Annotated in this window: 8 protein-coding genes; 6 read left to right on the forward strand and 2 right to left on the reverse strand. The window is 56.2% G+C overall.

The features are described from left to right. Both PEH01S_RS32485 and PEH01S_RS32490 read right to left on the reverse strand, forming a co-directional pair. A partial coding sequence (locus PEH01S_RS32485; RefSeq protein WP_127490258.1) for a hypothetical protein occupies positions 1-446 on the reverse strand: 446 nt, incomplete at its 3' end. A gap of 123 nt (positions 447-569) precedes the next feature. Further along, positions 570-1,439 (reverse strand): AraC family transcriptional regulator, encoded by an 870-nt coding sequence (locus tag PEH01S_RS32490; protein WP_127490263.1) that lies wholly within the window; start codon positions 1,437-1,439, stop codon positions 570-572. A 61-nt stretch (positions 1,440-1,500) separates the two neighbouring features. On the opposite strand from PEH01S_RS32490, the gene PEH01S_RS32495 reads away from it, so the two are divergent. The 6 genes from PEH01S_RS32495 to PEH01S_RS32520 all read left to right on the forward strand — a co-directional run bounded on the left by PEH01S_RS32495 (position 1,501) and on the right by PEH01S_RS32520 (position 12,754). Further along, positions 1,501-1,929, forward strand: coding sequence for a disulfide oxidoreductase (locus PEH01S_RS32495; protein WP_025851727.1), 429 nt, complete (start codon positions 1,501-1,503; stop codon positions 1,927-1,929). Between the two features lie 118 nt (positions 1,930-2,047). After that, positions 2,048-3,346, forward strand: a complete 1,299-nt coding sequence (gene melA / locus PEH01S_RS32500) for an alpha-glucosidase/alpha-galactosidase (protein WP_025851725.1) — start codon at positions 2,048-2,050, stop codon at positions 3,344-3,346. Positions 3,347-3,720: 374 nt separating this feature from the next. Continuing rightward, on the forward strand, positions 3,721-9,084 hold the full coding sequence (locus PEH01S_RS32505) for a S8 family serine peptidase (RefSeq protein ID WP_127490259.1): 5,364 nt from the start codon (positions 3,721-3,723) through the stop codon (positions 9,082-9,084). A gap of 239 nt (positions 9,085-9,323) precedes the next feature. After that, positions 9,324-10,487: a delta-lactam-biosynthetic de-N-acetylase gene (locus PEH01S_RS32510; RefSeq protein ID WP_127490260.1), complete on the forward strand. Its 1,164-nt coding sequence runs from the start codon at positions 9,324-9,326 to the stop codon at positions 10,485-10,487. A gap of 184 nt (positions 10,488-10,671) precedes the next feature. After that, on the forward strand, positions 10,672-11,481 hold the full coding sequence (gene racE, locus PEH01S_RS32515) for a glutamate racemase (RefSeq protein ID WP_127490261.1): 810 nt from the start codon (positions 10,672-10,674) through the stop codon (positions 11,479-11,481). A 70-nt stretch (positions 11,482-11,551) separates the two neighbouring features. Then, positions 11,552-12,754 carry a M14 family metallopeptidase gene (locus tag PEH01S_RS32520; RefSeq protein WP_127490262.1) on the forward strand — a complete coding sequence of 401 codons (1,203 nt, stop codon included), beginning with the start codon at positions 11,552-11,554 and terminating at the stop codon, positions 12,752-12,754. Positions 12,755-12,825: the final 71 nt, after the last annotated feature.

A 12,825-nucleotide genomic window follows, 5' to 3' on the forward strand; every position in this document is an offset into this window, starting at 1 on the left:
TTGGGATCACGGCGGGCCATCATGAAGCACGCCAGCAAAACCGCAACTACGAGTGCCAGGATCGCTCCGATCCCCGTCAAGCTCCATGGTGATGACGAGGAACCTTTCAACGTAACGGACGGCGCGGGAAAAGACGCCGTATCCGCGCGTCCCAGCTCCCAAGGCGCGGTTCGGCCACAGAGATGCGCGGCCAGCACGCCGTTTTTCTCGGCGGCGTAGACCAGATACGCCTCGCCCTGCTGTATCGGCATCCACATCGTGCTGATCTGCACTTCGATTCTGCCGGAAGCGACGCCTTTCCAGGCTTCCGCCACTTCGAACGTGATCGCTCCGTTCGTTCGCTCGCGAATGGCTTTGCCATGAAATACGACCGTGCTGCGGGCGAATTCTTCGTTCACGGACGGTTGTCTGGCGAGGTTAGCGCGCTTGCCTCTCCCGCAGGCCATATCAGTCCGAGGACCCAGATCAGGAGCAAGACTGCCGGTAAATGGCGTCTCATCATCGGAAACCTATCATTCCTTTCCGCTCGGCTGTTGGAATGCTGCTTCCCTCAAGACGCGCCGGTACGCTCAAAGGTTGCTGCCTCCGCAGTCATAAGGATTGATCTGCTGGTCGTGACGGTATTCGGAAGGCGAGCGCCCGTAATATTTTCTGAACTGCTTGGAAAAGTACAGCGCATCGTCGAAGCCGACGGAGGAGGCGACCTGCTCGATCGTCAGCGGCCCTTGGAGCAGCAGCTTCGCGCGTTCCATGCGGATTTTCAGCAAAAATTGCATCGGCGAGAGGCCGGTGTGCTGCTTGAACATTTTGGACAGGTGCGTTCGGTGGTATCCGAGCGTCCGGGCCATCTGCTCGATGGAAATCGGCTGGTAATACTGCAGCGTCAACCACCGGATCGCCTGCTCCACCTGCTGCTGAATGACGGAGGCATCCTCTTTCGGCACCTCCTCGCGCAGCCGGTCCTGTGCGTATTCGCCGAACAGGAGGCGCAAATATCCGCCCGCCTGCATATCGCAGCCGGGTTTGGCGAGCTGCAGCGTTTTTTCCAATTGATAATATAGCGCTGTCAATCGGCGCAGCCGGTCGGAGGAAATCACCGGTTTATCCGGGGAGATGCCGGCCTTGCTTAGAAACTCGTCCGCCCGTTCACCCTTGAAGCCAACCCAGCGGTACGCCCACGGCTCCGAAGAGTCCGAAACGTAGGTGACAAGCTCGCCGGGAAAAATAAAGAAGCTGTTGCCTCGCTCCAGACGGTAATCCCGGTGCACGCAGCGAAAATTCCCCCGGCCCGAAACGACCGTATGCACCAAATGATAGTCCAGCACCTGCGGACCGACCTTGTGCTGCGCTGCGGTCTGGGCGTGGCCCGCGAACAGCACGGTCAGCTCGCCTTTGCCGGGGTGCGGGTTGAACGCCGCCTCGTGATAGACATGAGCGATGATGGTACACCTCCGCCAGTTTTGATATGATGTAGACAAGAAAGAAGGGAGAGATCGTCGAATGAATTGGAAACAGACCATCCGGGAGAACGGGCACCATCTCTCATGGGTTGTGGCGCTCACGGCTACGCTGGGGAGCCTGTATTTTTCGGAGATTATGATGTTTACCCCCTGCAAGCTGTGCTGGTACCAGCGCATCCTGATGTATCCACTCGTGATTATACTGGGCATCGCAGCCGTACGCAAGGAACGACATATGTACCTGTATGTGCTGCCGTTGTCCATTTGGGGCGGGGGCATTTCGTTATACCATTACCTTATGCAGAAGACCGAATGGTTCAAGACCGGAGCAGCCGCGTGCGGCCCGGTTCCGTGCGACTTGGACTATATCGATTGGTTTGGGTTCGTTACGATTCCGTTTCTGGCCCTGGTCGCGTTCGTGCTGATTACAATCCTGCAAATTTTGATGTGGGTGGCCGAAAAAAAATAAGACGCACTACATTTGTCCATACGAAAGTGGTTTGTGTCCATATGCATTCCCGGCAAAGCGGAGTATAGTCAAAGCAGGCAAGACAATGACGTTTCCACAAGCGGGGAGGCAAAAAAAGATGGCAAAGATTACTTTTCTTGGGGCAGGCAGTACCGTATTCGCCAAAAACGTGCTCGGCGACGTCATGCTCACGCCGGCGCTGCAGGAGTTCGAGCTGGCTTTGTTCGACATCGACTTGGAGCGGTTGAAGGATTCCGAGAACATGCTGAACAATTTGAAAAGCTCGCTCGGCAGCGGCTGCACGGTGAAAGCGTATACGAACCGGAAGGAAGCGCTGCGTGGCGCAAAATATGTCGTGAACGCCATCCAGGTCGGCGGGTACGATCCTTGTACGATTACGGATTTTGAAATTCCGAAGAAGTACGGCCTTCGTCAAACGATCGCCGATACCATAGGGATCGGCGGTATTTTTCGGAACCTGCGCACCATTCCGGTCATACTGGATTTTGCCAAGGACATGCAAGAGGTTTGCCCGGACGCTTGGTTCTTCAATTACACGAATCCGATGGCGGTCTTGACCAATGCGATGATCACATACGGCGGCGTGAAGACGGTGGGGCTCTGTCACAGCGTACAGGCATGCGTGCCGCATCTGTTCCGCAGCTTGGAGATGGACAGCGAAGGGGTGCAGGCGAAGATCGCGGGCATCAACCACATGGCCTGGCTGCTGGAAGTGACGAAGGACGGCGTAGACCTGTATCCCGAGATCAAGCGCCGCGCGTTGGAGAAGCAGAAGGAAAAGCATCCGGACATGGTACGCTACGAGCTCATGTTCCGCTTCGGTTATTATGTGACGGAGTCCTCGGAGCATAATGCGGAATATCACCCTTACTTTATCAAAAGGAAGTATCCCGAGCTGATCGAGCAGTTCAACATTCCGCTGGACGAATACCCGCGCCGCTGCATTCACCAGATCGAGAAATGGAAGACGATGCGCGAGGAGCTTGTCAACGACAAGAGTCTGACCCACAGCCGCTCGAATGAGTACGCATCGTATATGTTCGAAGCGATGGAGACGGATAAGCCGTTCAAGATCGGCGGCAACGTGATGAATACCGGGCTCATTCCGAATTTGCCGAAGGAGGCGTGCGTCGAGGTGCCGTGCCTTGTCGATGCGAGCGGAGTGACGCCGACCTATGTCGGCGACCTGCCGCCGCAGCTTGCCGCGCTCAACCGCACGAACATCAATACCCAATTGCTGACCTTGGAGGCGGCCGTCACAGGCAAAAAGGAGCACATCTACCATGCCGCGCTGCTGGACCCGCATACGTCGGCAGAGCTGTCGATCGACGATATTGTGGCGCTGTGCGACGATCTGATCGAGGCTCATGGCGATTGGCTGCCGAAATTTCGGTAAATAAGCTGTCGAAAGTATGGGAAATTAGATAGATTGAAAATTTCAAGCGCTCGAAGAGACAGGATTACCGATCTCTTGGAGCGCTTTTTTGTAGTGCTTGCATACCATTTTCTTATTTTATTGTATAAATTTACATAAATCTTCTTGTGAATATGATTTTACAATATTATACTATCATCATTATCATTTACTCTATTACAATCTCATAGGGATATGCTCCGACAAACAATTCCTCGCTCCTTCCCTGTTTGGAGGTGATTGTCCGCAAACTCTCATTCCGGTTAGGCATGACTTGCAAGCAACCAGATCCGCAGATGTTCTCTCTGGAGGATGCCACGAATTTGCTGAAACCAAGTCAAAGGAGCGGATGAATATTGTTGAAGCGCACAAAGTTAGGCAAGCATCTTTCCCTGGGCATGGCCATTATCCTTTCGCTTACCTTCAGTTACCCGGCCAGTGCCGACAACACAAGCGTCTCCCAAAAGACCGATCTCAAATCCAGCTCTCCCCGCATCGCCACCGAAAAAGTTTCTTCCAAGCTCAGCCAGCAGTTTGCCGATGACGAATACGTCACTTACCTCGTTAAAATGAAAGAGCAGGCGGATACGACAGCCGCTTCCAAAAATGCCCTGCAAAAATTTACGGCCGAAAAGGCCACGCCGGCCGCCATCAAGCTTGCCAGACGGAGCTCCGTTATCAGCTCGCTCCGCGAAACGGCTTCCCGCTCGCAGCAATCCTTGGAGCACTATCTGAAGAAAGAGCTTGAGCAGGGGGGAGTCAAAGATTACAAGAGCTTCTTTATTGTCAACGCCATGGCGGTAACGAGCAGCAAATCCGTCATGGAAAATATCGCCCAGCTCCCGGAAGTTGACAAAATTTTGCCGAACGAGGAGCGGTTCCTGGATAAAGTGGAGATCGACAAAGAGGCCGCCGCGAAAACGGATGCAGTTAAACAGGACAAGGTGAAAACGGATGCGATCAAACCGAGCAACGTGGAGTGGAACATCTCCCAGGTCAATGCTCCCGAGGTGTGGGCCAAGGGAATTGACGGCACCGGCATCGTAGTGGCCAACCTGGATTCGGGCGTGGAATATACGCATCCCGCGCTGAAGCGCAAGTGGCGGGGGCTGGACGCTTCCGGGAACGTGGTGAATCCGGAGCTAAGCTGGTACGACCCTCACAGCAGATCGCCGCTCCCGGCGGACACAGACGGCCACGGCACCCATACGATGGGCACGATGGTCGGCTCGGAAGAGAACGGGACGAACCAAATCGGCGTCGCTCCCGGGGCCAAATGGATCGCCGTGCGCATTTTCAACCCGAGCACGACCGACGCCATTATTCTTGACGGGGCCCAATGGCTGCTTGCTCCCAAGGATGCGCAGGGGAATCTTCATCCCGAGCTGGCGCCGGATGTCGTGAACAACTCTTGGAGCGGCGGCGCGGGACTCGACGAATGGTTCCGGCCTATGGTCCAAGCTTGGCGGGACGCGCAAATTTTCCCTGAATTTTCGGCAGGGAACAAGAGAGCGACGAATCCCGGCGGACCCGGCTCCGTAGCCAATCCGGCCAACTATCCCGAGGCGTTCGCCACAGGAGCGACCGACATCAACAAGAACCTGGCCGATTTCTCTCTCCTCGGCCCTTCTCCTTACGGCGAGATTAAACCGGAGGTATCGGCTCCCGGAGTCAACATTCGTTCTTCCGTTCCGGGCGGAAAGTATGAGGGGGGCTGGAACGGCACCTCCATGGCCGGCCCGCATACGACTGCGATTGCCGCACTTCTGCTGCAAGCCAATCATTCACTGACGGTGGATCAACTCGAGCAAATCCTTATGGATACGGCTACCAAGCGAACGGACAGCCAGTATCCTGTCACGCCGAACAACGGATACGGTCACGGCATCGTTAACGCGCTTGACGCGGTCGGGTCCGTTCTGGAAGGAGTCGGTACGGTATCCGGCAAGGTCGTAACCGCCGGGGACGACGACGAAGCTCCGGTATTGGAGCATACGCCATTGACTCAAGTATTCAAGGGGCTGGACGCCCGGGTGTCCGCCCGCGTTAAAGATAATGTAGCTGTGAACGCCGTCGAATTGTTTGCGAGAGTTGCAGGAACCGATCATTACACGTATATTCCGATGGAGCGCAAGTCGGGAGACAGCAAGGACGGAACCTATGAAGCGACGATCCCTGCATTTCTGCTCGATACGAAAGGGCTGGAATATTATATCCGCGTGAACGATTACGGCAACAACGGCTTTAACAGCAATGTTTATAAGATTCCGGTCTCCAGCGGCGTTAAGCCGGGCTATTTTCAGGATTTCGAGACCGACAATCTGGGCTTTACCACGGGAGGCCAAGGGGGGAATTGGGCTTGGGGAGTTCCGAGCAGCGGTCCGGGAAGCGCCTATTCCGGGCAAAAGGTGGTCGCCACCAATCTGACCGGCACGTATCCGGCCAGCGCCAACTCCTATCTGCTTGCTCCGCCGATTGATCTTACGGCAAGTCCGGAAGGAGCGGTGCTTTCCTTTAAGCATTGGTACGACCTGGAAAATAATATCGACTTCGGCAAAGTGTACATCGCCTCCAAGACCAGCGACGATGCTTTCGTGCCGCTGTTGACCTTCACGGGAAGCAGCGGGGGCTGGAAAACGCAGTACGTGGACTTGAAGCCGTATGCGGGTCAAGAGATTTCCCTGATGTTTAATCTGACCAGCGATGCCTCGATGCAGAAGGCGGGATGGTATATCGACGATCTTTCCATCCAGCCGCCGGATCAAATCGCCCCGGCCGCTCCTGGCAGCTTGAGCGCTTCGGCGGATCCTGTCGGCAATGTTACGCTGAATTGGACTCCGCCCGCCGATGAAGACCTGAAGCAGTATAAGGTGTACCGTTCCACGCGTTCCGGTGCGGGCTATGAAGCGATCGGCACGGTGACGTCGGCAACGTATACCGATACGAATACGGTGGAGAACACCACATACTACTATGCCGTGACCGCCCAAGATTACAGCGGCAACGAAAGCGTCAAGTCGAACGAAGCCTCATTGACTGTGCGCCGTCCCGCTGTTCTGTTCAGCGATTCTTTCGATTCGAACACGGATAACGGCTGGACTCACAGCGGAGCCAAAGACGAATGGGAACGGGGAGTGCCCGCTGCTCCCGGACCGGCTGAAGCCGTATCCAAGCCTAATGTATGGGGAACGGATCTGGACGGGACTTACGAGAACGGTGCCGATGCTTCGCTGGTTTCCCCGAGCATCAATCTGACGAATGTGACGAATGCCACGCTGGCGTTCCAGCATTGGTTTGAAATCGAAAGCGGCTACGATTACGGATATGTGGAAATCTCGACAAACGGGGGAGACACTTGGTCCGAGCTGGGCAAATTTTCGCATAACACGAGCGGAAAGCAGTGGAGCCCCGTCTACTACAATCTGGACAAATATACCGGGAAAGAAGTGCAAATCCGCTTCAGACTGAAGAGCGACAATACGGTATCGAAAGCCGGATGGTACATCGACAATTTCCAAGTACTGAATGTGACTACCGCCGTGGAGACGCAGAATACGGCGCCCGAGCTGAATCTGCAAAAGCCGAAGCCCGTTTATGACAACCCGCTGTACAAGATCTCGAGAACCGAGAAGAGCGAGTTCAAGCCTGTTGTGAACAACGACAGCGTAGGAACGGAGAGCTTGCCTGCAAGCGCAACGGTCACCGTACTCGAAACCGGCCGTTCCGTCAAAACGGATGCCTCCACCGGACGCTACAGCTTGACTCATGTGGCCGGCAATTTCACGCTGAAGGCGGAGGCTTACGGGTATTATCCGCGGACCCAGTCTGTGACGATTACCGACGGGACCGACGTTAAGGCTAACTTTAACCTGGAAGCCATTCCTCACGGACAAATTAACGGCACCGTGACGGATGAGCGCACCGGTCAGCCGGTTGCAGGCGCGGTCGTGGTTCTTCTGGAAGACCCGTGGGTCGCCCCTGTGACGACCAACGTCTACGGCGCGTTTAATCTGGATGTGATGGAAGGAAGCTATACGCTTTCCGTTTCGGCTCAAGATTACTATGGCAAAACGGCAAAAGTAACCGTTACTCCGAATGGCACCGTGGAGCTTCCGGTCGCGCTGAAGCCGTTCATCGGCTTCCCCGGTGAAATCGCCTACGACGATGGCACGCCCGAGAATGCCAGAGCTTTCAATGCGGCCAACAATGCGTGGGCCGTCCGGATGACGCCGGAGTCCGGTTCCGCGCAAGTGACGGGCATATCGCTCCGTTTCTGGAACACGGAATGGCCGCAGCCGGGCGGGACGGCGTTCCAATACGCCATCTACGACGCTTCCGGCGACGGCGGAGCTCCGGGACGCCAGCTTGCCGGTCCGTTCGACGGCACCGCGCTTCGCAACAATCAATGGACGACGCTGGACCTGGCCGAGCCCGTCACCGTGCAGGGCGACTTCTATGTGGTCTATATCCAGACAGTCGCCAATCCGAATTCGCCAGGACTTGCAACCGATGAGAGCGGCAAGAATGCATTGCGCAGCTGGCAGCGCGTCGGCGGCGTGTGGAGCGCTTCCCCCAAAGAAGAGGGGAACTACATGATCCGCGCGGTCGTTCGCTATCCGGTGAACGCTCCTGTCATTACGGCGCCTGCCGACGACATCTACACGAAGCAGCCGACCATTGCCGTCACAGGAACCTCGCCGGCAAACGGAGCGACCATCCGGTTGTATAACGGAACGGAAGTGGCCGGAACCGCTACCGTGCAGAACGGACAGTTCAGCTTGACCGCGCAGCTTAAACCCGGGGCGAACCTGTTGAGCGCCGAAGCGGTCGTAGGCGGCAAGGCGACGGACCGTTCCGAGCCCGTCACCGTCACGCTGGACCAAACGCCGCCGGAATTGGTCGTTCTCACTCCGGTAGAGGGAACAAGAACTAATAGCGAGGTGCTTCACGTTACGGGGACGGCAAATGACCAGTTCTTCGGCACGCTGACGGTGAACGGGCAGCAGGCCGACATTGGCAGCGACGGCACCTTCGCTCACCGCATTTTGATCAATCAAGGTCAGAATCTGGTTACGGTAACGGCGAAAGACCTTGCCGACAATGAAACGACGGTTACCCGTGCCGTGTACGTCGACCTGTCCCTGCCCAAAATCAATAATCTCTCGCCTGCGGCCGATGTTCGTCTTACTGCAGGGGAGCCGCTTCATGTATCCTTCGACAGCGCGCCCGGCTTGAATGCCTCCTTCCGCGTCGAATTGCCGCTTCTGCTGAGCAGCAAGGCGCGAAACGAGATTCCGTTGACGGAAACGAGACCGGGACACTACGAGGGAACTTATCAGACCCCGTCGTCCCTGGTGCTTAACGGCGGAGTCGTCGTTGTCCGCGTCTGGGATCAGGCAGGCAACCACGCGGAATTCGAAGCGCCCGGCAAAGTGTATGTCACCGGCACCCAGCCTCCGGCCAACGTGCCGCCGGTCGCGGCCATTTCTGCGCCGGATACGGCGAAGAAGAAGCAGCAGGTTACGTTTAACGGCTCTTCCTCCCGCGATGCGGACGGAAAAATCGTCCGTTATGAATGGCGCTTCGGCGACGGCGGAAAGGCCACCGGCGTTAAAGCGAAGCATCGTTTCGCCGCCGCCGGCACTTATACGGTGCAGCTGACCGTCACCGACGATAAAGGGGCTCAAAATACGGCGGTGCACAACATTACGATCAAGTAAGCGAAGGCCGTTCGTTTTGGCCTTGTGCCATGCGTATCCATTGAAAGACCGAGAGACCTCTGCGGTTCCGCCGCAGGGGTCTTTTCGCATGTTTTTGCTTGAATGGACCGGCGATAATTGGCGTTGGTTTGCCACATGTTACGCCGTTTGGTAAAATATATACGAACAATTATTCGTGTTCGATCTTATGATTTCAGAGCGCACCAATGACTCCACGATCAACGAAATGGGGAACAGCGATGAACAACAAGACAAAGGCGACTTGGATGCTTGCTGCGGCATTGTCTCTCCTGCTTGCAGCTTGCAGCAGTGAGCGCGCCGCCGAGCCGCCCGCGCCAACCGAGTCGCCGAAGCCGGCCGAAACACCGAAACCGACAGATTCCAAGAAGCCGGTTGAATCCAAGAAGCCGTCCGATGCGTCGGGCGATTCTTCGGTAGTCCCGGCCCCGCCGGCGACCTCCGCCAACTCGGAGTCAGCCAAGGAAGCGAAAGCGGAGAAAGAGGCGAAAGAAGCAAAAGCAAAAGAGGCGAAAGAACCGAAAGCCACGAAGGAAAAAACGAACCCGTCCGAGCCTGCGGACAAGCAAAGCCAGCCGTCCGGCGCGTCGGGAGCTGTCTCCGATAACGGCAAAGCTGGCGCTGCCGGACCGAAAAATCCGGCCGGAGCCGTCACGGACGGCAAAGCGAAGGAACCGCCGGCGACAGGTACCGGAGACCGCAAGGCGCTCTCGTGGTATTACATGAAGAAGCCCAAAGGCCAGGTCCCGAATTTCCCGGCGGAGACGAAAAGCTACACGAAAGACATGAAGGCGCTCTGGGTCGGAACCGGGAAAAAAGTATATTTGACCATCGATACCGGCGGTCCGCTCGGAGATATCGACACGCTGGTCAAGTCGCTAAAGGACAACAAGGTGAAGGCCAATTTTTTTATCGCGGGCTACAACGTCAAGAAAAATCCCGATTTCATCCGGACGCTCGTGGCCGACGGGCATCTGATCGCCAACCACACGATGACGCATACGGATATGAATACGCAAACCGACGAGCAGGTGCGCAAAGAAATCGAAGATTACGAGAAGCTTTATAAAGATGTGACCGGGAAGGACATCCAGCCTTATTTTCGTTTTCCGTACGGACGCTATAATATGCACTTATTGAAAATGGTATCCGATATGGGGTACACGTCCGTCTTCTGGTCGACGGCCATGCGCGACTGGGAGCCCCGCAAGAACGGCGCGGAGGACCCTTACAACGACATCATGAACAATTTGCACGACGGCAACATTATTTTAATGCATCAAGGCTCGCCGGAAAATATCCAGGCGCTGGATAAAATCATCAAAGCCGTCAAAAAAGCGGGCTACGAGTTTGCGCCGTTAAGCGATATCGAGCCTCCGAAGTAGTTTTCGTCCGGCACGCTTTGTTTTGAGCCGTGACCCGCCTCAGGGCGGGTTTTATTTTTGGCCGGGGTCTGTTAAGATAAAATGATCCGAACGGCGGAACAAGCCGAACCGGACACCTTTCCTTTTCGCTCTACATACCATAAACCTAGAAGTGAACAGACCAACATAAAGGAAGCGAATAACCGTGCAGCAAGCGATAGCCATATTGGATTCAGGAGTCGGCGGATTGACGGTGGTCAAAGAGGTCATGCGTCAGCTGCCGCAGGAGAAAATCATTTATTTCGGAGATACCGCCCGAACGCCTTACGGACCGAGGCCGGCCGAGGAGGTTACTCGCTTCACGCATCAGATTGTCGATTACTTGCTGCAATTTCACCCCAAAATGGTGGTCATCGCCTGCAATACGGCAACGGCCGTCGCCTTGGAGGAGATTCGCGCCAGATTGGCGGTTCCCGTAGTCGGCGTCATTCATCCCGGAGCCCGGGCAGCGATAAAAATGACCCGCAACCAGAAGATCGGCGTCATCGGAACGATCGGAACGATCCAGAGCAATGCTTACGAAACGGCGCTGCGTCAAATTTCACCTCACATTGAAGTCGTGAGCCGGGCTTGCCCTTTGTTCGTGCCTTTGGTCGAGAAGGGCGTATTCCGCGGTGAGCAAACCAAGCAGGTCGTCGAGGAATCGCTTAGCGAGCTGAAGGAAACTCCGATGGATTGCCTCATTCTCGGGTGTACGCATTACCCGTTCCTTGCGGATACGATTGCTTCGGTCATGGGACCGCATGTGACCTTGATTAACTCGGCGGAGGAGACCGCGCGGGAAATCAGCACGATCCTGTATCACAAAGGGATGTTGGCGACCTCCAACAAGCTGCCGGTTCATCAATTTTTTTGCAGCGGAGATCCGTGGATGTTCAAGATGATTGCGCAGGGATGGTTGAACGAGCAGATCAAGGTAACGCCTGTCGTCTGGCAGGTTCCGAATATTATTTAGCTCTCCGGCATATGCATTAGCGAACCCCGGCGCCTTCGCGTTCGGGTAGTGAGCTGAGGAGGGCTGCCGGATGACATTTCCATACGTCGTCAGACGGGGAGATACGCTCCATCGGGTCGCACGACGGTACGGTATGAACGTGACGGCGCTTTATGGGGCAAACCCGCATTTAAAGGAGCACAGCTATTTGTATCCCGGCCAAATCGTCCATATCCCCGTAAGAACGGCGAGCCGCTATGTCATTCAAGCGGGAGACACGCTGTGGGATCTGGCCCTGCGGTTCAATATGTCGTTGGCGGAGCTGCAGGCGGCCAACCCCGATGCGGACCCGCGCCGTCTGCGGATCGGACAAACCATCGTGCTTCCCGTAAGCAAAGGCCTGTCGATTGTCGAAACGGACGCGGAGTACGGTTATGCGGAGCTCATGGACGATTTGGACCGGCTGCTGGCAACGTATCCTTTCCTGGAAATAACGGTCATCGGTCAATCCGTGCTCGGAAAAGATATTCCGGCGGTGCGCATCGGCAACGGGCCGCGGGAAGTGCATTACAACGGGGCGTTTCATGCGAACGAATGGATTACATCGCTGCTGCTGATGAAGTTCATCGAGGATTACGCATCGGCCTACGCCGGCAGGAAGCCGCTGCGCAACCGGGATATGGCCGCGTTGTACGAGCAAACCTCGCTGTGGGTCGTGCCTATGGTCAATCCGGACGGCGTGGAGCTTGTGCAGCAAGGAGTTACTCCGGGGCATCCTTACTATAAGGACCTGCTCCGGTGGAATTACGATTCGCAGCAGTTTTCCCGCTGGAAAGCGAATATCCGCGGCGTCGATCTGAACGACCAGTTTCCGGCTCATTGGGAAGCAGAGCGCGACAGGCGGGAGGTGACCGGTCCGGGTCCGCGGGACTACGCGGGGCCTGCGCCGCTATCCGAACCGGAAGCGCAGGCGATAGAGGCGTTCACCCGCGGGCGCTCGTTTCGCCTGGTGATGGCGTTTCATACACAGGGCAGGGAAATTTATTGGAACTACCGGGGGCTGGAGCCGCCGGAAGCCGAAGAAGCGGCACGCCGGCTGGCGAAGGCGAGCGGCTACCGGGCCGTCAAGCTGAGCGGCAGCGATGCCGGCTATAAGGATTGGTTCATTCAGGAATTCGGCCGCCTGGGGTTCACCATCGAAGCGGGAACCGGCATCAACCCTCTTCCGATCGGGCAATTCCCGCAAATGTACGACGAGGCTGTCGGGATCATGCTGGAGGGGTTGAAGCTGTAGCTGCGGCCCCGGCGTCGTAAAAAAAGAAGTGCTGCCGCGAAGGATGACCCAAGGCGGAAGCACTTCTTTTC

It is taken from the genome of Paenibacillus ehimensis NBRC 15659 (assembly GCF_004000785.1).
Classification (GTDB): Bacteria; Bacillota; Bacilli; order Paenibacillales; family NBRC-103111; genus Paenibacillus_G; species Paenibacillus_G ehimensis.